The following is a 22517-nucleotide window of genomic DNA, read 5'->3' as shown; positions in this document are numbered from 1 at the left end:
GTCCGGTGTTCCGGCTTTACGGCTGCGGGTCAGCGCCGGACTCTCACCGGCTTCCCCAGAGCGGGACGTGCAGTACGACGCGTTGCCGCGGGGTACCACGCCGAAATCTGCCACCGCCGCCCCCGTTCGTCAAAGATGGTCCGGCTAGTCTCACCCCATGGCAAACGTTCCCGAAGAGCCGCCGACCTTCAAGCCGAGCCCCCAGCCGCCCACTCCGTGGGTCTGGCGACTCGAGGACGCCACGGGCGCCGTGGTGGAGATCACCGGCGACCTGGCCGGCCAGACGTTCTCCAGCCAGGCGGACGCGGAGTCGTGGGTGGGGGAGTTCTACGCCGAGCTGGCCGCCGAGGGTGTCGACGCGGTGACCCTGTTCGAGGCCGAGCGTGAGGTCTACGGCCCGATGTCACTGCACGCCTGACCCTGCACGCCTGACGCGGTGCTGGTGCCCTGACTGTTCGGCGACACGCCGTACGGCGTTGGCCTGCGCGGGGTACAGGGAAGTTAAAGTGCAGAAATAGGTGAAGGGCCCTCGCAAGTATGAGTTGCAAGGGCCCTTCGTTTGACCGGTACCGGTGACGCAAACCGATCGACAGTCCTTTGTGTCCGGCCCCAGTGACTTCGTCACCCAGTCACTGCGTCGAGTTGCCCCGACGTGTGAACCTTGCTTCCGGACTGTCCCGCTCTTCCCGGAGGAAGTGCGTAGGCACAGTTCTATGTCGTGTGACCCGCGCCACGCAAGGGTTTCCGGGAACATTCCCTTGGTTCTACAGGTAATGCGCGTGTCGTCCACAGAGCCGGTGTGGGTTGTCCACAGAATCCCGACGTCCCTCCACAGGCAGCAGGTCGGCTGCGGTCGAACTGGCGACGGGTTGGCACGAACCGGCGACTGGTCAGCGGGCCAGGGCCAGCAGTGCGTCCAGGACCTGCTCGCCGTGCTCGCGCTCGGCGTCGGTGGTGCCACCGGGCGGCAGGTCGGCCCGCGGGACGGGTGCGACCTCCCCGGGGAGTACGACGCGGTGGCCGGCCTTCGGGTGGAAGACGTACGTCGTGTCCTGGCCGTGCCGGGACCGGCGCGAGACGATCTCCTCGCAGAACCGGCCCGCCGGCCAGACCCGGTCGTCCCCTCCGGCAGCGACGAGCACGTCGGCGTCGATCTTCTCGACCGGGATGGTGACCTCGTCACGCTGCCCGTTCAGCTCGGCCAGGCTGGCCTCGTGCAGGGCACACGTGTCGGCGAGGTCGCGTCCGGCCTGCTCGACGTACGGCACCCCGGGCAGGGGTTCGCCGTGCCAGGTCCACTTGGCATCGTGCACCGGCCGGTCATCGACCATGTCCGAGGTCTCCCACACGACGGAGGTGGGGGAGAGCGCCACGACAGCGGAGATGCGGATGTCGCGGATCGCCAGCAGCAGTGCGGCCTCCGCGCCGAACGACGTACCCAGGACGCCGATGCGACGGGCCTGCCCGGCGAGCCGGTCGAGCGGCTCCCGGAAGGTCTCCAGGGGGATGCGGCGGGGTGTGGCGGGCTGGCCGGGGCCGCCGAACCACTGGACCGGTTCGGCGGCGATGCCGTGGGAGCGGAGCACCTCGCACCGCTGCGTCTCGAGACGTCCGGAGGATCCGGAAAGGACCAGTAGTCCGAGTTCGGTGTGGGTCACCCATCCATGGAAGCACGCGTCGTAGGCTGCAGGGGTGCAGGCATACCTCGATCTGGTCCAACGTGTCCTCGACGACGGCGTCGAGAAGGACGACCGCACCGGCACCGGCACTCGCAGCGTCTTCGGGCACCAGATGCGCTTCGACCTCTCCGCCGGCTTCCCGATGGTGACCACGAAGAAGATCCACACCCGTTCGGTGTTCGCCGAGCTGCTGTGGTTCCTGCGTGGCGACACCAACGTGAAGTGGCTCCAGGACCGCGGCGTCACGATCTGGGACGAGTGGGCCGACGACAACGGTGACCTCGGTCCGGTCTACGGCTACCAGTGGCGCTCCTGGCCCACGCCCGACGGCCACCACGTCGACCAGATCAAGCAGGTCATCGACCAGATCCGCACCAACCCTGACTCCCGCCGCCACATCGTCTCTGCGTGGAACGTCGCCGACATCCCCGAGATGGCGCTGGCGCCGTGCCACACGATGTTCCAGTTCTACGTCGCCCCTCAGGACGACGGGCCGGGCCGTCTGAGCTGCCAGCTCTACCAGCGCAGTGCCGACGTCTTCCTGGGCGTGCCGTTCAACATCGCCTCCTACGCCCTCCTCACCCACATGGTGGCCCAGGTGGCCGGGCTCGAGGTCGGCGACTTCGTGCACACCCTCGGCGACGCGCATCTCTACTCCAACCACCTCGACCAGGCCCGCCTGCAGCTGACCCGCGAGCCGCGCGCGCTGCCGACGCTGCACCTCGACCGCTCGGTGACCGAGATCGACGGGTTCGACCTCGACCACATCTCGATCGAGGGCTACGACCCGCACCCGGGCATCAAGGCCCCCATCGCCGTATGACGCGACGTCACCCTCGCCGAGCAGCTCACACACGAGCCGTGGATTCTTGATGCGCGAACCGGCAGTTCTTGATGCGCCAATCGTGGATCCTTGCGGTGCCGACCGGCGCGTGGTCATGGTGGCGGCGTACGCCGGCAACCGGGTGATCGGCAACAAGGGCGAGATCCCGTGGCGCATCCCCGAGGACTTCGCGCACTTCAAGCGGGTCACCCTCGGTCACACCCTGGTGATGGGGCGGGCGACGTACGACTCGATCGGCCGGCCACTGCCCGGGCGTACGACGATCGTGGTCACCCGCGATCGTGACTGGACCGCCGGCGAGTACGCCGACCAGGTGCTGGTCGCGCACTCGCTCGAGGAGGCCTTGGCCCTGGCCACCGGCCAACCCGGCGACACCGTGATCGCAGGCGGCACCCAGATCTACGAGCAGGCGATGCCGCTGGCCACCCATCAGGTGCTCACCGAGATCGACCTCGAGCCCGAGGGCGACGCGCACTTCCCCGACTTCGACCCGGCCGAATGGGCCGAGAAGGAGCGGGTCCCCGGCCCCGGGCTCGACTGGGTCTGGTGGGAACGCATCGCGCCGCCGCCCACGATCGAGGTGGCGGCGGTCGCCTTCGTCCGCGACCGGCAGGTGCTCACCGTCCGCAAGCGAGGCACCGACAGGTTCATGCTGGTGGGCGGCAAGTTCGAGCCGGGGGAGGCGCCGATTGATGCCGCCCGTCGTGAGGCGGAGGAGGAGGTCGGACTCCGGCCCGGCGAGCTGCTTCCGCTCGGCAGCTTTCTCGCGCTGGCCGCCAACGAGCCCGGTCACCTCGTGCAGTCCGACGCGTTCCTGACCACGCCTGACGCCGAACCGGTGATCGCCTCCGAGATCGAGGAGATGCGCTGGATGGGCCTCGACGACGCGTACGACGACCTCGCGCCGCTGCTGGAGCACCACGTGCTGCCGTTGCTGCGCGAGCGCTTCCCGGCCTGAGCGCGCCACGTCCGTTGGGGCACGCATGACAGGGTGAACGCATGGAACTCCGTGTCTTCACCGAACCCCAGCAGGGCGCGACGTACGACGACCTCCTGAAGGTCGCCCTGGCCGCAGAGCGACTCGGCTTCGGAGCGTTCTTCCGCTCGGACCACTACCTCGGCATGGGCACCGAGGGCCTGCCCGGCTCCACCGACGCGTGGACCACGCTGGCCGGCCTGGCCCGCGAGACCACGACCATCAGGCTCGGCACCCTGATGACGTCGGCGACGTTCCGGCACCCCGGCCCGTTGGCGGTCCAGGTGGCGCAGGTCGACCAGATGAGCCGAGGGCGGGTCGAGCTCGGCATCGGGGCGGGCTGGTTCGAGGCCGAGCACTCGGCGTACGGCATTCCCTTCCCGTCGACGAAGGAGCGGTTCGACCGCTTCGAGGAACAGCTCGCGATCATCACCGGCCTGTGGGCGACGCCCGTGGGGGAGCGGTTCTCGTACGACGGCGCCACCTGGCCGATCACCGACTCCCCGGCGCTGCCCAAGCCCGCGCAGGCGAAGCCGCCGGTGCTGATCGGCGGCCTCGGCAAGCGTCGTACGCCGGAGCTGGCCGCGCGCTACGCCGACGAGTTCAACCTGCCGTTCGTCGACGAGGAGACCACCGCGACCCAGTTCGGCCGCGTCCGCGCAGTGTGCGAGGCGATCGACCGCGACCCCGCTTCGCTGCACTGGTCCAACGCGCTGGTGCTCTGCGTGGGCCGCGACGAGGCCGAGATCAAGCGGCGGGCCGAGGCGATCGGTCGCGAGCCCGACGAGCTCCGTGAGAACGGCCTGGCCGGCACGCCTGACGAGGCGATCGCCAAGATCAAGCGCTTCGAGGCGCTCGGCGCGGAGCGGATCTACCTGCAGGTGCTGGACCTGGCCGACCTCGACCACCTGGAGGTCGTGGCCGCCGAGGTCATGCCGCACGTCTGAGGTCTCGGAGACCAGCCTCACGTCCCATGGCGGTCGGGTCGTGCGTGGAGTCCGGGCCGGGGAGCGATAGCCTGTCCCCATGACCTCCGCTGCCCCCGACGCGCCCTTCGGTCGCGTGCTCACCGCGATGGCCACTGCGTTCCACGACGACGACTCCGTCGACTTCGAGGGCACCCAGAAGATCGCCAAGCACCTGGTCGACAACGGCCACGACGGCATCGTGGTCTCCGGCACCACCGGCGAGTCGCCGACGACCACGGTCGAGGAGGACGGCCAGATCCTGGCGGCGGTCCGTGACGCGGTCGGAGCCGACATCAAGCTGGTGGCGGGCGTTGGCACCAACACCACCGTGCACTCGATCGAGCTGGCCAAGCAGGCCGAGAAGAACGGCGCCGACGGCCTGTTGCTGGTCACCCCCTACTACAACAAGCCGTCCCAGAAGGGCGTGCTCCACCACTTCACGCAGGTGGCCACGGCCACCGACGTGCCGGTGATGCTGTACGACGTCCCGGGTCGCACTGCCACCCAGATTGCCCTCGAAACCTATGCTGAGGCGATCAAGATCAAGTCGGTCATCGCGGTGAAGGACGCGGTCGGTGACTTCGCACGCGGCGTACGCCTGCGCGAGCTCGGCTACGCGGTCTACTCCGGCGACGACATCGCCAACCTCGGCTGGCTGGCCCACGGCGCGGCCGGCGTGGTCTCGGTCGTCGGCCACGTGGCCGGCAACCAGATCAAGGCGATGACCGACGCCTTCCATGCCGGCGACCACGCCGAGGCCCTCACCATCTTCACGCGGATGCTCCCCGCGATCGACGCCGTCATGGGCGTCCCCAACTACGGAGCGACCACCGCCAAGGCAGCACTTCAGCTGCTCGGCGTCATCGACAACCGGCATGTCCGCAGCCCCCTCGTCGAACTCGACGACGACGAAGTCGCAGCGCTTCGTGTGGGGCTCGAGGCATCCGGACTCATCTGAAGGAGCACCCTTTGAGCCATCCGCACCCCGAGCTCTCCGCACCGCACGACCTGCCGGAGGGTGGACTGCGGATCACCCCGCTGGGCGGCCTCGGCGAGGTCGGCCGCAACATGACGGTCTTCGAGTACGACGGCCGGCTGTTGATCGTCGACTGTGGCGTCCTGTTCCCCGAGGACCACCACCCCGGCGTCGACCTGATCCTGCCCGACTTCGAGTCCATCCGTGACCGCCTCGACCAGGTCGAGGCGCTCGTGCTGACCCATGGCCACGAGGACCACATCGGTGCCACGCCGTACCTCCTCCGCGAACGCGGCGACATCCCGCTGGTCGGCTCCGAGCTGACCCTGGCGCTGCTCGGCTCGAAGCTGCGCGAGCACCGCCTCCGCGAGACGGTGCACCACGTGGTCAAGGAGGGCGACACGATCACCTTCGGGCCGTTCGACCTCGAGTTCGTCGCGGTCAACCACTCCATCCCCGACGCGCTCGCCGTGGCGATCCGCACCGGCGCCGGTCTCGTGCTGCACACCGGCGACTTCAAGATGGACCAGCTGCCGCTCGACGGCCGGATCACCGACCTCAACGCGTTCGCCCGGCTCGGAGACGAGGGCGTCGACCTCTTCATGACCGACTCGACCAACGCCGAGGTGCCCGGCTTCACGACGACCGAGAAGAGCATCGGGCCGGTGCTCGACAGCGTCTTCCACAAGTCGCGCGACCAGCGCATCATCGTGGCCTGCTTCGCCTCCCACATCCACCGCGTGCAGCAGGTGCTCGACGCCGCGGTGGCCCACGGCCGCAAGGTCGCGTACGTCGGCCGCTCGATGGTGCGCAACATGGCGATCGCCAAGGAGCTCGGCTACCTCAAGGTGCCGCCGGGCGTGATCGTCGACGCCAAGGAGCTGGCCGACCTCGCGCCGCACAAGCAGGTGTTGATCTCGACCGGCTCCCAGGGTGAGCCGCTGAGTGCCCTGTCGCGGATCGCCCAGCGCAACCACAACTTCGTGCACATCGAGGAGGGCGACACCGTCGTCCTGGCCTCGTCGCTGATCCCCGGCAACGAGAACGCTGTCTACCGGGTGATCAACGGACTCGCCCGGTGGGGCGCCAACGTCGTGCACAAGGGCAACGCCCTCGTCCACGTCAGCGGCCACGCCAGCGCCGGTGAGCTGCTCTACTGCTACAACATCGTGAAGCCGAAGAACGTGCTGCCGATCCACGGCGAGATCCGGCACATGCGCGCCAACGCCGCCCTGGCCCGTGAGACCGGCGTCGAGAACGTCGTCATCGCCGAGGACGGCGTCGTGGTCGACCTGATCGACGGCAAGGCCGAGATCGCCGGCAAGGTGCCGTGCGGCTACGTCTTCGTCGACGGCACGTCGGTGGGCGACATCACCGAGTCGTCGCTCAAGGACCGCCGCATCCTCGGCGAGGAGGGCTTCATCTCTGTGATCGTGGTCGTCGACTCGCAGTCCGGCAAGGTGGTCAGCGGCCCCGAGATCCACGCGCGTGGCTTCGCCGAGGACGACTCGACGTTCGACGCGATCAAGAAGCCGATCATCGACGCGCTCGACAAGGCGATGGCCGAGGGCGTCAACGACAGCCACCAGTTGCAGCAGTCGATCCGCCGGGTCATCGGGCGTTGGGTGAGCAACAAGCACCGCCGCCGTCCGATGATCGTCCCGGTCGTCATCGAGGCCTGACCCGCGTCGTCAGGACGTCCTGCGTCGTGGTTGCCCCGGCAGCCGGAACGCAGGACGTCCCGAGTTTCGCCCTGGGTTTCGCCCTGGGTCAGAGCGCGCGCTGGTAGCGGATGAACCCGCGGTTCTCGGCCACCTTGTCGTAGAGCAGCCGCGCCGTCGCGTTGGTCTCGTGTGTGTGCCAGTAGAGCTTGGCGCAGCCGTGCGCGGAGGCCCACGCGGCGACCGCCTCGATCAGCGCCCGCGCCACACCCTTGCCGCGTACGTCGGAGGCGCTGAAGAGGTCCTCGAGGTAGCAGACGTCGTCACCCCAGGTGTCGGCGTGGGTGAGGAAATGCGTGATGCCGACCAGCCGTCCGTCGATCCGCGCACCGAGGGCATGCAAGGTGTCGTCCGCGGCGAACGCCTCCCAGTTGCGGTCGTAGACCTGCTGGGGCAACGCCGACTCGTAGAACTCGAGGTAGCCGGTGAACAGGGACCCCCACTGGACGCGGTCTCCCGCCTCCAGGGGTCCGACGGTGACGCTCATGCCTTCTCTCCTTCGGCCAGCAGTGCGGTTGCGGGAAACACCAGGTCGTCGCCGTCGAGCAGGTCGCGGCTGAGGTCGTCGTACGACGCGCGCAGGCGGGCACGCGCCTCGTCAGGTTGTGACTGCACGGTCCTGCCGATGACGCCGATGCCGGCCTCGATCCCGCGCCAGAAGTCGTCGGGGTGGATCCGCCAGCGGATCGCGACCTCGGTGACGGAGGCATCGGTCAGGCCGGCGTCGTCGCAGAGCGCGGCGACGCCTTCAGGGGAGCGCTCGAAGTCGAGGTGCGGCGGCAACATGTCGGAGGGCGGGGGAGTCACCCCTGCCTCCGCCAGCACGCGGGCGAACAGCTCGGCCTGGACCGTGGGGCCTGAGGGCCACACGGTGAAGAGCACCCGGCCGCCGGGTCGCGCGACGCGCGCCAGCTCCGCCACTCCGGCGCGCGGATCGCCCACGTGGTTGATCACGAAGTTGGCGATCACGACGTCGAACCGCCCGGCCCGGAACGGCAACCCCGGCAGCCCGGCACGAATCAGGTCGGTGCCGTCGGGCAGGGCGTCCCGTGCGATCACCAGCATGTCCGCGTCCGGCTCCGTGGCGGTCAGCCGGACGCCGGTCTCGACGAGCCGGGCCGACAACAGGCCGGTGCCTGCTCCCACCTCGAGTACGTCGCAGGCACCTGGGACGACCGCCCGCTCGAGAACGGCCGGGATGGTGCCGGCGCAGTAGTGCGCGAACGTGTCGGCGTAGGCGCCGGCCAGGCCGGACCAGTGGCGGGATCCGCGGGTGTCGGTGGTCATCGGCGCCACCCTAGTGCCCTCCAGCGATGGCCCTGCGTCGTTCAACGGACCTGTCACGACGCCGGGCCACCGCGGACCGCTCAGCCGGCCACCCCGACGGGCGCCTCGGCCGGATCGCCCAACCGCACGACGTGGTCCATCGCGTCGAGGCCCACGGTGTCGTGGGTGATCCAGACCAGGCTGCGGCCGGTGTTGGCGGCCAGCAGGTCGGCGGCCACGGCCCGTGCGGTCGCGGTGTCGAGGTGAGCCGTCGGCTCGTCGAGCACCAGCACGTCGCGGCGGGCGAGGACCGCGCGGGCCAGGCCGATCCGGGCGCGCTCGCCACCGGAGACCTCGACCCCGCTGTCACCGATGCGGGTGTGCAGGCCGTCGGGGAGGGTGTCGATCCAGTCGCCCAGGTGGGCCGCGCGCAGGGCCAGCTCGACCTCCAGGTCAGTGGCTGCCGGCTCGGCCAGGCGCACGTTCTCGACGACCGTGGACCCGAACAGGTACGGATCGTCGTCCAGCAGGCCGACCACCCGGCGTACGTCGTCCCCGGCGAGGTCGGCGACTCGGACCCCGTCGATCGTGTGCGTGCCGGCGGTGACAGGCAGCAGCTTCATCAGCGCGAGGGCCAGGGTCGACTTGCCGGAGCCCGAGGGACCGGTGACGCCGACCAGTGCACCGGGTGGGAGGTCGAGGGACAGGTGTCGTACGGCGTCCACTCCGTCCTGCCAGGAGATCGAGGCGTCGGCAAGGGTGACGGTGTGCGGCGACTGCGGAAGTGGCGCGACGACCTCGGGGTCGACGACGGCCGGCGGCGTGGCGGTGAGTGCTGCGAGGCGCTGCTCGGCGGCCCGGGTGCGCACCCAGAGCGCCCCGGCGTCGGCCAGCGGCGACGTCACCTCGGCGAGCGCCAGGGGGAGGAGCATGAGCAGCGCCAGCATCGGGCTGCTCAGCCGGCCCTCGGCCATCGCCGGGGAACCCACGACGGCCACGGCCACCGTGCCTAGACCGGCGCTGAGCAGGGCGATCGAGCGGCCGGATGCCACGCCAGTGGCGCTGGCCCGGGAGTGCCGGTCGAGGTGTGTCGCGGCGCGGTCCACGCGGTCGAGGGTCGTCGTGCCTGCACCCCAGAGCACGAGCTGCCGAGCCGAGCCGACCACGTCGGACGCGCGACGGCCTACGTCGGCGCGCGCCTCGACGAAGCCTGGCTCGTGCCGTCTGGCACCGGCCCAGCCGATGACGAGTGCGCCGGTGCCACCGATGAGTGCCACGGCCAGCACCGGCGCCACGGCGCGTGGCAGCACGACCCAGGTGAGCATCCCGGACAACGCCGAGACACCCAGCCAGGTGGCCAACGGCAGACGGACCCGGAGCAGGTGGTCGAGGCGCGCGTCGACGTCGTCGACGACCCCGGTGAGCACGTCGCCGTGTCGGCCGAGTCGGCCGGGGACGAGCGGGATGAGCTGCTCGAAGATGCGACTCCTGCGGCTGGCCAGGGTGCGTAGGGCGAGGTCGTGGCCCAGCAGGCGCTCGACGTAGCGCAGGGCCGGACGGGCCAGGCCGAACGTGCGGACTCCGACGATCGCGACGGTCAGCATCAGGACCGGCGGCTGCTCGGCGCTGCGGGCGATCAGCCAGCCGGCCGTGGCGGTCAACGCGACACCGGACGCCGCGGCCAGCGTGGCCAAGACGACCACGAGCGCCCACCTGAGCGCAGTGGGCACGGGGATGCGTGTGGACCAGCCGGCAGCCTCGGCCGGAGCAACGGGCTCGGCGGGCGCGGCGGGCGCGGCGGGTTCGACCCCCGACGAGACGCGTCGACCTGTCGCCAGTTCGCCTCGACCCGTCGCCAGTTCGCGCCGACCTGTCACCAGTTCGCCCGCCCTCACTCGACCGAGCGGCCCGAGGTCGATGACCTGGTCGGCAATGTCGACCACCGCATCCTTGTGCGCGACGACGATCACCGTGCTGGTCTCGGCCAGCAGGCGGATCACGTCGAGCATCGTGCGCTCGGTGTGCGCGTCAAGATGCGCGGTCGGTTCGTCGAGCACGACGTACGGCCGCGCAGCGAGGACCACCCGGGCCAGCCCGAGCCGCGCGCGCTGTCCGGCAGAGAGCCCGAGGCCCTCCTCGCCGAGCCGTGTCCCGAGTCCGTCGGGCAGGTCCGCGACGAACTCTGCGAGGTCGACGGCGGCGAGTGCGGCGTACAGATCCGCGTCGCTGGCCTCGGGCCGGCCGATGCGCAGGTTGGCCGCGATCGTGTCGGCGAACAGCCACGGGCGCTGTGGCAGGTGGGCGACGCGACCGCGCCACGCCGTACGGTCGACCGCCGACAGGTCGTCGGCGCCGACCCGCACCATGCCACCGGAGAGTGGCAGTTCGCCGAGCAGCGCCTGCACCAGCGTGCTCTTGCCGCAGCCCGAGGGCCCGACGATCGCGGTGATCGTTCCCGGCAGCAGGCGGGCGGTCAGGCCGCGCACGATCGGGTCGTGGTCGGGCCAGGCCAGCGCGACCTCGTCGAGTCGGATGGTCCGGGGCGAGCCATAAAGAAATGCCGGTTCGGGCATCAAGAATCCACGGTTCGCGACACAAGAATTGCCGGTTCGTGTGAGGGAGGAGATGGCGTCGAAGGTGGCGGTGCCCTCGGCGGCGGCGTGGTACTCGGCGCCGACGCGACGCAGCGGCCAGTAGGCCTCCGGCGCCAGGAGGAGTACGACGAGCGCGGTCCGGAGGTCCATCGACCCACCGGCGAGACGCAGCCCGACGCTGACGGCGACCAGCGCCACCGAGATGGTCGCGATCAGCTCGAGGGCGGCCGACGAGGCGAAGGCCAGCTTGAGAGTGTCGGCCGAGGTGCGCCGGTAGCGCTCGGTCACGGCGCGGATCTGCGGCACCTGTGCGGAGGCCCGGCGGTGCGCGACCAGCGTGGGCAGTCCGCGCACCACGTCGAGGAAGTGACCGGCAAGGGTGCCCAGCGCCTGCCACTGCCGGTCGGCCCTGTCGCGGGTGGTGAGACCGATCAGGATCGCGAAGACCGGGAGCAGCGGCAGGGTGAGCAGCACGATCAGCGCGCTGAGAAGGTCCTGCGTGGCGATGGCGGCAAGGGTCAGCACCGGCAGCACGGCGGCCAGCACCAAGGCCGGCAGGTAGCGGGTGAGGTAGGGCTCGACGGCGCTCACGCCGCGGGTGGCCAGGGTGGCGAGCTCGCCGCGACGTCGCCGGCCGAGATCACGCGGCGACAGGCGCAGGGTCGCCTCGAGGACCAGGCGCCGCAACCGGTTGCCCACCCGACCGGCGGCCCGGCTCGCCGCCGTGTCGACCAGCAGGCCGACGACGGCTCGGGCGGTCGTGATGCCCGCGAACCACCAGGCAGCCCGGTGCCAACCCTCACCCGACGGGGAGGCGAGGACCCCGGCGACCAGGGCGGCACCCGCGAACGCCTGCGCCACGACGAGGGCGCCGCCGAGCGCACTGGCACCCACGACCACCGCCAGCGGCAGCCGGGCCGGACGCAGGTGGGGCAGGACCCGCGGATCGAGTGGCCTCACGACGCGGCCGCCTCGGGAGCCGGTGTCGGGATGTGGTGCACCGCGATCCGCTTGCGGAACACCCAGTAGCTCCACGCCTGGTAGCCGATCACCAGCGGCGTGAACATCACCGCGACCCACGTCATCACCTTCAGGGTGTACGCCGTGGCCGCCGCGTTCGTCGACGTGAGGGAGAACGCGGCGTCGGTGCTCGAGGGCATCACGTCGGGGAAGAGCGCCAGGAACAATCCGGTCACCGCGAGGCCGATGGTGACGAAGGTGCCCGTGAACGCCCAGCCCTCGCGGCCGCGAGCCGCCGCCACCAGTGCCGCCAGCAACGTGAGGGCCGCGACGGCGAAGGCGACCGCGCTGCCCGTCGTACCGCTCAACGACTGGGCCCAGAGCATGAACACGACGGCGACGACGGCTGCGCCCGCACCGAGGCGGCAGGCGAGCGCCCGCGCCCGGTGCCGGATCTCGCCGTCGGTCTTGAGCGCCACGAACATCGCGCCGTGGGTCAGGAAGAGCAGGGTGGTGGTCAACCCGCCGAGAAGGCCGAACGGGTTGAGCAGGGTCAGCACGGATCCGGTGAACTCGTGGTCGGCGTCCAGCGGCACACCGCGCAGGATGTTCGCGAACGCGACACCCCACACGAATGCCGGCACCAGCGAGCCGTAGATGATCGCCCGGTCCCAGTTGGCCTTCCACTGTGCCTCCGGCCGCTTGTGGCGGTACTCGAAGGCCAGGCCGCGCACGATCAGCGCCACGAGAATCACCAGCAGGGGCAGGTAGAACCCGCTGAACATCGTGGCGTACCACTCCGGGAACGCGGCAAACGTGGCGCCGCCGGCGACCAGCACCCACACCTCGTTGCCGTCCCAGACCGGGCCGATCGTGTTGATCATGACCCGGCGCTCGGTGTCGTCGCGGGCCAGCACCGGCAGCAGCATGCCGACGCCGAAGTCGAAGCCCTCGAGGGTGAAGTAGCCGATCCACAGAACGGCGATCAGGATGAACCAGACGGTGGTGAGTTCCATGGTCGTCTCCTAGTAGGCGAACGTCAGGGGTGCGTCGTCGTCGGAGCCGTCGGAACCGCTCGACGGTCCGCGCAGGCTCGGGTCCGGTGGCTCGACGAACGGCTCGGCGCCGGCCTTGGCGTACTTGACCAGCAACCCGAACTCGATCACCGCCAGCACTGCGTAGAGCGAGGTCAGCACGATCACCGAGGTCAGCGCCTCGCCGACCGAGACACCGGGGGAGACCGCGTTGTCGACGGTCATCAACCCGTAGACCACCCAGGGCTGGCGGCCCATCTCGGTGAAGATCCAGCCGAAGGAGTTGCCGAAGACGGCCAGGAACGGCAGCGACAGCGCAAGCACGCCCCACCACTTCGAACGCGGACGTCGTCCGCCACGCATGACCCAGAGCAGCAGGGCGGCGCCGGCGGCAGCCGACATGCCGAGCCCGATCATGAAGCGGAACGACCAGTAGGTCACCGGGATCACCGGCACGTAGTCCTCCGGGTGGTAGTACGTCGCACCGGGGTCGGTGCCGTACTGCTCGGCGTACTTCTCGCGCAGCGGGTTGATCCCCTCGACCTTGCCGTCGAACGTGCCGGTGCCGAGGAACGAGAGCAGGCAGGGCACGGTGACCGCGAACTTCTCGTGGCGGCCGTCCGGCGTACCGACGGTGAAGACCGAGAACGGCGCGCACGACTCGGAGGTCTCGTAGAGCCCCTCGGCGGCGGCCATCTTCATCGGCTGCACCTCGGTCATCACCTTGCCCTGCAGGTCGCCGGTGATCGCCACGCCGACCCCGGCGACGAGGACGATCCACGCACTGATGCGGGCGCCGGTGAGGTAGACCGGCCGGTCCCCGTCCGGCGTACGGCGGCGCAGGTAGAGCCACGCGGAGATGCCCAGCACGAACGCGCCACCGGTCAGGTAGCAGGCGGTGATCACGTGCGGGAACGCGACCAGCTGGACCTTGTTGAACATCACCGCCCAGAAGTCGGTGAGCTCCGCGCGACCCGTTTCGGGGTTGTAGGTGTGGCCGACCGGGTGCTGCATCCACGAGTTGGCGGCCAGGATGAAGTACGACGACAGCAGGGTGCCGATGTGCACGATCCACATGCAGGCGGCGTGCATCCAGCGGGGGAGCTTGTCCCAGCCGAAGATCCACAGGCCGAGGAACGTCGACTCCAGGAAGAAGGCGAGCAGTCCCTCGATGGCCAGGAACGAGCCGAACACGTCACCGACGAAGCGCGAGTAGTCCGACCAGTTCATCCCGAACTGGAACTCCTGGACGATGCCGGTCACGACGCCGATCGCGAAGTTGATCAGGAAGAGCTTGCCGAAGAACTTCGTCAGCCGCAGGTACGTCGGGTTGTTCGTGCGGATCCACATCGTCTCGAAGATCGCGATCATCGCGGAGAGACCGATCGTGATCGGCACGAACAGGAAGTGGTAGACGGTGATGATTCCGAACTGCCAGCGTGCGATGTCGACGACGTCCATGCGGGTGACTCCCTGTTCTACGACAACGAGTAGTAGGTACTACCGAGCGTAGTACGACTGGAGCCGTAGGTACAATCGTTTCCATGCCCGCAGCGAAACGACGCGCCGTCGCCCGCCCCACGTCCGGCGAACCCTCACGCCAGCGCCAGGCCGCCCGGCCGCCTTCACGGTTGGGTGACCTCGAGCGTGCGGTGATGGAGGTGCTGTGGTCGCGACCCGAGCAGGAGTCGTGCACCGTGCGCGAGGTGCACGCCGAGCTCGCCGGCACTCGCGACATCGCCTACACGACCGTGATGACCGTGCTCGACCGGCTGGCCAAGAAGGACGTCGTGCACCAGGAGCGTGACGGTCGGGCGTACCGTTACCGCGCTGCCGCGTCCCGGGGCAGCATGACCGCCGAGCTGATGCGCGAGACGCTCACCGACTTCGGCCGTGACAGCCGCCAGTCCGCGCTCGTCGCCTTCGTCGAGGAGGCCAGCGCCGACGACATCGCGGCCCTCAAGCAGGCCCTTGCCGAGCTCTCGCGGGTCGACCCGGCCGACTCCTGACATGACCACCCTGGTCCTGGGTGCCCTGGCCGTGCTCCTCGCCGGCCCGGTGCCCTCGCTGATGGCTCGGTGGCACGTGCTGCGTCGCACGCCGCGGGCCGCGATGCTGCTGTGGCAGAGCGTCGCGCTCGGCGCGGTGCTCGCGGCGGTCGGTGCCGGGCTCTCCCTGGTCACCGACCACGCGTGGCGCCAGGAGCCGAGCGTGTTCGGCTTCGTCGTCGCCGGAGTCGCGCTGACCCTCACGGTCATCGTCGTCGGTCGACTGCTGCTCAGCGGACACCAGGTCGGCACGACGCTGCGCGCCCTGCGCCGGCGGCACCGCAGGCAGCTCGACCTGCTGTCGTACGACGGCCCGGGGGCACGTGTCCTCGAGCACGACGTGCCGGTGGCCTACTGCGTGCCGGGCATGAACGGCGCCCGGGTCGTGGTCTCGGCCGGTGCGCTCGATCGCCTCGAGACCGGCGAGGTGGAGGCGGTGCTGGCCCACGAGCGCGCCCACCTCCGGGCCCGGCACGACCTCGTGCTCGAGGCGTTCAGCGTGCTGCATCGCGCCTTCCCGCGCTGGGTCTCGAGCGAGGCGGCGCTGGCCGAGGTGCAGCTGCTGGCCGAGGTGCTCGCCGACCGTGCGGCGGCCCGGGTCTCCGGTGCCATGCCGTTGGCCCGTGCGTTGGTCGCCCTCGCCGAGGGGCGTGCCCCTGCGGCGGCTCTCGGTGCGTCGGGAGTGGCAGTCGGCGGGAGCTCCGCGGCGAGCGGTTCGAGCCTGGTCACCAGGGTCACGTTGCTGCGCGACGTGGGAGAGCACCGCTTCCAGGCCACGTTGCTCGTGGTGGCCGCGTCCGGCGTACTCGCCCTGCCGACCGCGTTCGTCGTCGTCCCCTGGTTCCACTCGCTCGCCTGAAATGCCACGTGGCCCCGCCGGACGAACCCGGCGGGGCCACGCGTCAATGCATCAGGCCGTCATGGGGTCAACGAGTGACCGTGATGACGAAGGCCTTCGCGCCGGCCGCCACGGTCGCCGAACCGGCGTACTTGGCGGTCAGCTTGTTCTTGCCGATCACGAGCTTGGAGCCCGCGACCCGGATCGTCGCCCTGCCGGAGCTCAGCGTGGCCGAGCCGAGCACCTTGGCTCCCTTGACGATCGTGACCTTGCCCGTCGGCGAGACGCCGGCAGCCTTGACCGTCACCGTGACGGTGCTGGTCTGGGCCCTCCGGATGGTCGACGGCTTGGCCGTCGCGCTGACCACGCCCGTGGCCTTGGCCACCGTCACGTCCAGGGTTGCCGTCGACTCGCTGAAGTTGTCGTCACCGGAGTAGGTGACGGTCAGCGTGTGCTTGCCGACCGACAGCGTCTTGGGCAGGGCGATCGATGCGGCGGCGATGCCGTTCAGCGTGGCAGTGCCGAGCTCGGTGTCGCCCTCGGTGACGGTGACGTCACCGGTGGGGATGTCGTCGCCGATCGAGGTGACGTTGACCTTCACCGAAGCCGCCGTGCCGTACTTCGGCCTGGCCGGTGAGACGGTCGCGGTGATGTCCGCGGCGATCTCGCAGGTGAGGACCTCGATGTTGTCGACGTACCAGCCGTCGACTCCGCCGCAGCCGTCACGACCGATCGCGAACTGGAGCTCGACCGAGTCGCCGGCCGAGACACCGGCCGCGGCCAGGTCGATCTGCGACTCGCCCCAGCTGCCGAACGGCGTACCGGGGTCGGTGCCGGTGAAGCCCGGCTCGCCGGCCAGCGGGTTCGTGTTCTGCTCTGCCTCCGTGGAGATCTGCAGGGGACCGTTGAAGGTGAACGCGTCGGCCGGAACCGGCACGAACTCCCCGTCGTTGACACTGATCCGCACGTTGCCGCCGTCGTAGCCGGTCTCCGTGGCGATGTAGTGCTCGAAGGTCATCCGGGGCGCCGAGGCGTCGTCCGGAATCGCGATCGCGTCACTGGTCATGTAGTTCGCACTGGAGATGTCGTTGCCGGCGCAGTCGCCCTGGTCGGGGGTGTTGCCCTTGGCCACCGAGCTGGTGTGGTCACCGCGGTACTCCGAGGTGGTCGCCCAGTCAGCGGGCTCCGGGTACGACCCGTTGACGGTCTCGCCCGAGAGGGTCCAGCCGTCCATGCCCGACTCGAAGTCCTCGGAGAAGATCTCCTGGGTCTCGAAGCCCTCGCCACACACGGCGGGGGCGTTCGGGGCGAGCAGCGGCTGCCAGCCGCACTCCTCGGTCGGGTCGAGGCGGAACTCGACCGCCTTGGTCATCGCCGCGACCTGTGCGCAGTCGTCGGCGGTGATCTTGTCGTAGTTGACCTTCGAGTCGTTCTCCCGCGTCGAGAGCTTCTTGATCGCCTTGTTGGTCAGGTCGGCGCAGGAGGCCTCGAGTGAGTTCGCGTGGTCGGTGAAGTTGCTCACCGGCGTCTGGTAGACGGTCATCGCCTGGTAGTAGATGGCCGCTGCCTTGTCGAGGCCGATGCCCCTCACCGCGGTGGCGTTGTAGGTGCCACCGTCGACCAGCAGGGCGTAGCCGTGGTTGACGACGCCCGAGTTGCCGTGGACGCCGCCGTTGTCGTCGGTCGAGCACTTGTACTCAGCGTCCGAGACCTTGCCGGGGTCGCCGTAACAGGTGGGGTTCCACATGTCGCGGATCGCGCCGCCGAACGCTTCGCTCTTCTCACCGATCAACCAGCGGTAGGAGTCCTCACGGGTGCCGCTGGCGTCGGACAGCGTGACGCTGACCGGGGTGCCGCTGGCGATGGTGCTGCGGATCGACTCACGGTCGGTCAGACCGATGGAGGCGGTCGGCGGCAGGGTGGTGTCGGGGCTGCTGAAGCCGATCGGGCTGTCGTCACGGTTGCCGATGATCAGTGCTGCAGCACCGGCGTCGCGGGCGATCTCGGCCTTCGCGACGAACGTGCACAGGCCACGGTCGACCATGACGATCTTGCCGGCCACGTCGGCCGCGTTGGTGTACGGCGAGCAGCCGTCGGTGGCCGTGCCGCCGTCGGGCTCGACCGCGTCGGCGGCGATGACGACGTCGCTGGTGATCGGCGCGTCGATGACCGGGCCCATGTAGCCACCGGTCAGGCAGTCCTTGGCGATGGTTGCCGGGGAGTTGATGGTGACCAGCGGGTTGGCAGCGGAGTGCGAGGAGCACATGCCTACTGTGCGCTTCTTGGTCAGGTCGCCCTCGCCCTCGTCGAGGCGGCCGTTGATCAGGTCGACGGTCTCACCCCAGACGTCGGAGTAGCCCTCGTTGAGCGCGCCGGACTGCCACTGGTAGATCAGGCCGTGGGTGTACTCGGTGTAGGCGTGGCCCCACTCGTGTGCCACGACGTCGTCGGAGGAGACGCCGTCGCAGTAGTTGGTGGTCACGCCGTTCCAGTTGGCGTTGGGACACTGGATGGCGGGGTCGTTGTTGATCGTGCGCATCTTCGCGCCGTTGGCGTCGTAGGAGTCGCGGCCGAAGCTGTTCTTGAAGAACCAGAACGCGTCGCCGGTGGAACGGACCATGCTCTCCTGGTCCTCGTTGAGCGTGCCGGGGAGGGCGTCGCCCTCCTTCCAGACCAGGGTGAGGTTGCGGTTGGCGTCAGCCTCGTAGAGCTCCCGGTCGAGGGCATTGTCGATCGTGGAGTAGCGGTTGACCACCTTGCCGGTGTCGGCGTTGAGGAAGACCATGTCGCGCACGTTCTTCTCGTTGGTGACCTCGACCTGGTAGACCAGTTGGCTCTTGCCCTTGACGCCCTGCACCAGGCCGCTGCGGTAGACGGTCAGCGTGGTGGTCTTCGCCTTCACCCCGGAGGTGTCAGACTTGCCGTCGGTGGTCGGCGGTTGCGCCTTGACCAGGGTGACCGCGCGCTTGCCTGCCTCCGCCTCGGTGATCTTGGGGGTCACCGAGAGGTTGAGGTCGGGCACTGCCTCGCCGTTCACGCTGGTGAGGTCGCCACCCTTGTCGACGAACGCCCGGATCAGCGTGCCGAACACCGGAACGCCCTTGTACTCCTGCACGTAGGCGACGCTCGTGCCGAGGTCGTTCTTGGCGATGCTGTCGCGGACCAGCTGGCCACGCGGCGCACCGAACGCCTCGGCGTACTTGTCGAGGTAGGCGTCGGCCTTCGCAGCCGGTGTGCCGTTCTGGCTCGGCATGAGGTCGCCGCCGCGGGCCGCCCGGACGAAGCCGACCTTGCCGGTGGCGCCTTCAGCGCTGATCTTGGTGGAACCGTCAGCGGTGCTGCGCATCTGCTGGACCAGGGACTTGTCGTCCTGGGCCGGTACGGGTGAGGCGGTGGCGCTGAGCCCTGGGACCGCGGCCAGGCCAGCCCCGACGACGGCTAGGGCGATGCCCTGCCTGAGGAACTTCACGATGGTGCCCTCCAATAGTCTTTCCGAGGTCAGGGCGGGGGTGTGCCCATGACCTGCGTCACACTAGAAGTTGTGGCTACCAAGGTCTAGAGCGCACAGAAGATTCCGTATAACGGGTTGGTCACCGTTGAATCTCCCGGATGCCGGAAGCTCCCTTTCTCGGCTCGACACAGCGGGCCCCCGACCGAAGAGGTCCGGCGGGGGCCCGCTGTGCTGCAGAGGGTGTGTCAGTCGGTCCTCCCGGTGGCCGGCTTGATGCCCTTGCCGACGAGGCACAGGGTCACCCGGACGTCGTCGACGTACCAACCGTCGATCCCGCCACAACCGTCGCGGCCGATGTCGAAGCGGATCTGGAACGACCCACCCTTGATCTTCAGCGCCGCCAAGTTGATCTGGGACTGGCCCCAGGACCCGTTCACCACGCCACCGTCGGTGCCGGTGAAACCGTCTTCACCGGCCAGCGGGTTGGTGTTCCCGGCCTCGGCGGTCGCCAGCGTGCTCGGTGCGTTGAACACGTACGCCGACGCGGGGACGACCTTCCAGGCCTTCTTGCCGACCCGGTACTTCACGTTGCCACCGTCGAAGCCGGTCTCCGTGGCCACGTAGTGGTCGAAGGACAGCTTCTGCCCCGCGAGCTTGCCCTTCGGCAGCGTGATCACCGGGCTGATGATCGAGTCGCGCGTCGAGAAGTCCTGCGCCGACCCGTCGCACTGGCCGCGGTCGTCGGCCACGCCGTACGCCGCGGTGCCGGTGTGGTCAGGCGCCTCGTTGGTGGCCACCCAGGGAGCTCCCGTGGCACCCGGGTAGACCACCTCGGAGTCGGTGTCCCATCCGGCCAGTCCGTCCTCGAAGTCCTCCGACCAGACCGTCACCGTCTCCGCGTCCGCGCCGCACAGCGACGGGGCGTTCGGGTCGAGCAGCGGCTGGAAGTTGCACTGGACCGGCTCCTCACGGAGTTCGACCGCGGAGGCGACCTGGTCGAACGTGGCGCAGTCGGTCGCGGAGATCACCTGGTCGGACACCGCAGTGCTGTCCGGGTCCGTGCTGAGCTCGTTGATCGGCTGGCCGACCAGGTCGGTGCAGGCCTGGGCCAACGAGTCGGCGTGGTCGGTGAAGTCGGTGGCGGGTGTCTGGTACTCGGCCATGGCGCGGAAGTACACCGCGGCGGCCTTGGTGAGGCCGATTCCGGTCACGCTCACTCCGTTGTACTCGCCACCGTCGACGGTCAGTGCGTAGGCGTGGTTCGGCACACCCGAGTTGCTGTGCACCCCGCCGCCGTCGTCGGTCGCGCAGTAGTACTGCGCGTCAGAGACCTTGCCGGGGTCCCCGTAACAGGTGGGGGACCACATGTCGCGGATCGCACCGCCGAAGGCCGGGCTGTCCTCGCCCATGAGCCAGCGGAAGGAGTCCGAGCGCTCGTCCTGGGCGAGGGACATCGTCACGTTGACCGGGCCGTTGGCCAGGCCGCCCTTGATGATGTTGCCGTCGCTGAGCCGGATGCGCACCGACGGGATCGTGATGGTGTCGTCGACACCGGACATGCCCGACGGTGCTGCCTCCACGTTGTCGGCCACCAGGACCCCGGTGGCACCGGCGACCTGGGCGTTCTTGACCTTGATGGTGAACGCGCAACCGCCTCGGTCGACGAGCGCGATCTTGCCGGCGACGGCGGAGCCGTTGCTCAACGGGGAGCAGGCGTCGGTCGTCGACGGGCCGGGAGCTGCAGTGTCGTCCAGTCCGACCACGACGTCACCGGTGATGCCGGCCTCGGTCAGCTCGGGACCGAATGCCGCCGGCCCGGCCTCACAGACCTTTGCGATCTCCGCAGGGGAGTTGATCGTCACGACGGTCGGCAGGGGAGAGTGGGTGGAGCACATGTTGTCGGGACGCTTGGTGTCGATGTCGCCCTCGTCCTCGTCCATGCGGTTGTTGATCAGGTCGACGGTCTCGCCCCAGATGTCGGAGTAGGACTCGTTGAGGGCGCCGGGCTGCCATTGGTAGATGAGGCCGTGGGTGTACTCGGTGTAGGCGTGGCCCCACTCGTGGGCGACCACGTCGTCGGAGGTCACCCCGTTGCAGTAGTTGGTGGTGGTGCCGTTCCAGTTGGCGTTCGGGCACGAGATGCGGGGGTCGTTGTTGACGATCTCCATCTTGTGCCCCGCCGCGTCGTAGGAGTCGCGGTTGAAGCCGTTCCGGAAGAACCAGTAGGCCTCACCGGTCGCGTCGACGATGTTCTTCTGGTCCTCGTTGAGGGAGCCCGGGTAGGGGTCCCCCTCCTGCCACACCTGCGAGGCGGGCGCGTAGCTCTGCTCGTAGACGTGGCGCTCGAGTCCGTCGTGCACCATCGAGTAGCGGTTGACGAGCTTGTCGGTGTTCGCGTCGACGAAGACCATGTCGCGGATGTTCGCCCCGTTGGAGACGTCCACGACGTAGGCGAGGACGTTGCTGCCGGCGGCGCCGCGTGTCGAGCCGGTGCGGTAGACGACCAGATCGGTGCTGACTGCCTTGAGGCCCGCCGTGTCGGCCTTCTCTCCGCCATGGGCGGGCGGGTCGGCCTTGACTGCGGCCACGGCGCGTTGACCTGCCTTGCCGGCACTCAGGCGCGGAGTCACGGACAGGTCGAGGCCGGGGGCGGCGAAGCCGTTGACCGAGGTGAGGTCGCCCTGCTTGTCGAGGTGGGCGCGCACCATGGATCCGAAGACGTCGAGCCCCTTGTAGCGCTGGGCGTAGGAGACGGTGGTGCCGTAGCGGTTGCGCACCACCTGCGTCTGCACCAGCTGGTCGCTGGTGGCACCGAACGCGGGTGCGTACTTGTCGAGGTACGCACGCGACTTGTCGGTTGCCTTCACATCGGCGGAGGGCAGCAGGTCACCCGTGCGGGCCACCCTGACGAAGCCGACCCTCCCGGTTGACGTCTCCTTGGTGAAGCTGACTCGCCCGTCGGCTTCATCCTTCATCTTCTGGACCATCGAGCGGTCGTCGACTGTCGGCGCGGGGGATGCGCTCGCGCTCAGCCCGGGTAGCGCGGCGAGGCCGGCTCCCGCGACGGCCAGGGCGAGGCCCTGCCTGAGGAACTTCACTGTGGTGCCCTCCAGTTCGAGGTCGGGGTCACGACTGGGGGTGTGTCGTGACCCACGTCACACT

The 22517-nt window shown here is 69.4% G+C and carries 16 protein-coding genes and 1 riboswitch; of the genes, 8 read left to right on the top strand and 8 right to left on the bottom strand.

Features of this window, described 5'->3' with window-relative positions:
• Nucleotides 1–4: 4 nt before the first annotated feature.
• Nucleotides 5–56: riboswitch (cobalamin riboswitch) on the bottom strand.
• 101 nt (nucleotides 57–157) lie between these two features.
• Nucleotides 158–418, top strand: coding sequence for a hypothetical protein (locus ASH02_RS00120; protein ID WP_056891193.1), 261 nt, complete (start codon nucleotides 158–160; stop codon nucleotides 416–418).
• Nucleotides 419–890: 472 nt separating this feature from the next.
• On the opposite strand, the gene ASH02_RS00115 is transcribed toward ASH02_RS00120, so the two are convergent.
• Complete coding sequence (locus ASH02_RS00115) at nucleotides 891–1658, bottom strand: acyl-CoA thioester hydrolase/BAAT C-terminal domain-containing protein (RefSeq protein ID WP_056891192.1); 768 nt, start codon at nucleotides 1656–1658, stop codon at nucleotides 891–893.
• A 34-nt stretch (nucleotides 1659–1692) separates the two neighbouring features.
• Between ASH02_RS00115 and ASH02_RS00110 the strand changes: the two genes are divergently transcribed.
• From ASH02_RS00110 to ASH02_RS00090, 5 genes are all read left to right on the top strand, one after another.
• The gene (locus tag ASH02_RS00110; RefSeq protein ID WP_056678465.1) at nucleotides 1693–2502 is read left to right on the top strand and encodes a thymidylate synthase; all 810 of its coding nucleotides are present in this window, start codon (nucleotides 1693–1695) and stop codon (nucleotides 2500–2502) included.
• Between the two features lie 82 nt (nucleotides 2503–2584).
• Nucleotides 2585–3481, top strand: coding sequence for a dihydrofolate reductase (locus tag ASH02_RS26790; protein WP_235530083.1), 897 nt, complete (start codon nucleotides 2585–2587; stop codon nucleotides 3479–3481).
• Nucleotides 3482–3522: 41 nt separating this feature from the next.
• A complete protein-coding gene (locus tag ASH02_RS00100; protein ID WP_056891191.1) occupies nucleotides 3523–4446 on the top strand; it encodes an LLM class F420-dependent oxidoreductase in 924 nt (307 codons plus the stop codon).
• A 79-nt stretch (nucleotides 4447–4525) separates the two neighbouring features.
• A complete protein-coding gene (gene dapA, locus ASH02_RS00095) occupies nucleotides 4526–5425 on the top strand; it encodes a 4-hydroxy-tetrahydrodipicolinate synthase (protein ID WP_057294094.1) in 900 nt (299 codons plus the stop codon).
• A gap of 11 nt (nucleotides 5426–5436) precedes the next feature.
• Nucleotides 5437–7125 (top strand): ribonuclease J, encoded by a 1689-nt coding sequence (locus ASH02_RS00090; protein WP_056678455.1) that lies wholly within the window; start codon nucleotides 5437–5439, stop codon nucleotides 7123–7125.
• Between the two features lie 88 nt (nucleotides 7126–7213).
• On the opposite strand, the gene ASH02_RS00085 is transcribed toward ASH02_RS00090, so the two are convergent.
• The 5 genes from ASH02_RS00085 to ASH02_RS00065 form a co-directional block, all read right to left on the bottom strand.
• Nucleotides 7214–7651, bottom strand: coding sequence for a GNAT family N-acetyltransferase (locus tag ASH02_RS00085; RefSeq protein ID WP_057294093.1), 438 nt, complete (start codon nucleotides 7649–7651; stop codon nucleotides 7214–7216).
• Nucleotides 7648–8451 (bottom strand): class I SAM-dependent methyltransferase, encoded by an 804-nt coding sequence (locus ASH02_RS00080; RefSeq protein ID WP_057294092.1) that lies wholly within the window; start codon nucleotides 8449–8451, stop codon nucleotides 7648–7650. Before ASH02_RS00080 ends, ASH02_RS00085 begins: the two co-directional genes overlap by 4 nt.
• An 80-nt stretch (nucleotides 8452–8531) precedes the next feature.
• Nucleotides 8532–11984 (bottom strand): thiol reductant ABC exporter subunit CydD, encoded by a 3453-nt coding sequence (gene cydD, locus ASH02_RS00075; protein WP_057294091.1) that lies wholly within the window; start codon nucleotides 11982–11984, stop codon nucleotides 8532–8534.
• Nucleotides 11981–13000, bottom strand: coding sequence for a cytochrome d ubiquinol oxidase subunit II (gene cydB / locus ASH02_RS00070; RefSeq protein WP_057294090.1), 1020 nt, complete (start codon nucleotides 12998–13000; stop codon nucleotides 11981–11983). The genes cydD and cydB overlap by 4 nt, the downstream gene beginning before the upstream one ends.
• A gap of 9 nt (nucleotides 13001–13009) precedes the next feature.
• Nucleotides 13010–14479, bottom strand: a complete 1470-nt coding sequence (locus tag ASH02_RS00065; protein ID WP_057294089.1) for a cytochrome ubiquinol oxidase subunit I — start codon at nucleotides 14477–14479, stop codon at nucleotides 13010–13012.
• A gap of 83 nt (nucleotides 14480–14562) precedes the next feature.
• Between ASH02_RS00065 and ASH02_RS00060 the strand changes: the two genes are divergently transcribed.
• Nucleotides 14563–15027 (top strand): BlaI/MecI/CopY family transcriptional regulator, encoded by a 465-nt coding sequence (locus tag ASH02_RS00060; RefSeq protein WP_082620761.1) that lies wholly within the window; start codon nucleotides 14563–14565, stop codon nucleotides 15025–15027.
• Between the two features lies 1 nt (nucleotide 15028).
• Nucleotides 15029–15925: a M56 family metallopeptidase gene (locus ASH02_RS00055; protein WP_057294088.1), complete on the top strand. Its 897-nt coding sequence runs from the start codon at nucleotides 15029–15031 to the stop codon at nucleotides 15923–15925.
• A 67-nt stretch (nucleotides 15926–15992) separates the two neighbouring features.
• Here the strand turns inward: ASH02_RS00055 and ASH02_RS00050 are convergent, their stop codons facing one another.
• On the bottom strand, nucleotides 15993–19373 hold the full coding sequence (locus ASH02_RS00050; RefSeq protein ID WP_156409674.1) for a M4 family metallopeptidase: 3381 nt from the start codon (nucleotides 19371–19373) through the stop codon (nucleotides 15993–15995).
• A 227-nt stretch (nucleotides 19374–19600) separates the two neighbouring features.
• Nucleotides 19601–22453: a M4 family metallopeptidase gene (locus ASH02_RS27340; protein ID WP_057294086.1), complete on the bottom strand. Its 2853-nt coding sequence runs from the start codon at nucleotides 22451–22453 to the stop codon at nucleotides 19601–19603.
• Nucleotides 22454–22517 lie beyond the last annotated feature (64 nt).

This window comes from Nocardioides sp. Soil796 (assembly GCF_001429525.1).
GTDB lineage: Bacteria > Actinomycetota > Actinomycetes > Propionibacteriales > Nocardioidaceae > Nocardioides.
This window is presented reverse-complemented; position numbering and strand designations above follow the sequence as displayed.

What these genes read in the sequence shown, in the direction of transcription:
- ASH02_RS00065 (WP_057294089.1), bottom strand. Translation starts at nt 14,479, where the DNA reads ATGGACGTCGTCGACATCGCACGCTGGCAGTTCGGAATCATCACCGTC.
- ASH02_RS00055 (WP_057294088.1), top strand. Translation starts at nt 15,029, where the DNA reads ATGACCACCCTGGTCCTGGGTGCCCTGGCCGTGCTCCTCGCCGGCCCG.
- cydB (WP_057294090.1), bottom strand. Translation starts at nt 13,000, where the DNA reads ATGGAACTCACCACCGTCTGGTTCATCCTGATCGCCGTTCTGTGGATC.
- ASH02_RS00120 (WP_056891193.1), top strand. Translation starts at nt 158, where the DNA reads ATGGCAAACGTTCCCGAAGAGCCGCCGACCTTCAAGCCGAGCCCCCAG.
- ASH02_RS00100 (WP_056891191.1), top strand. Translation starts at nt 3,523, where the DNA reads ATGGAACTCCGTGTCTTCACCGAACCCCAGCAGGGCGCGACGTACGAC.
- ASH02_RS00085 (WP_057294093.1), bottom strand. Translation starts at nt 7,651, where the DNA reads ATGAGCGTCACCGTCGGACCCCTGGAGGCGGGAGACCGCGTCCAGTGG.
- ASH02_RS00080 (WP_057294092.1), bottom strand. Translation starts at nt 8,451, where the DNA reads ATGACCACCGACACCCGCGGATCCCGCCACTGGTCCGGCCTGGCCGGC.
- ASH02_RS00060 (WP_082620761.1), top strand. Translation starts at nt 14,563, where the DNA reads ATGCCCGCAGCGAAACGACGCGCCGTCGCCCGCCCCACGTCCGGCGAA.
- dapA (WP_057294094.1), top strand. Translation starts at nt 4,526, where the DNA reads ATGACCTCCGCTGCCCCCGACGCGCCCTTCGGTCGCGTGCTCACCGCG.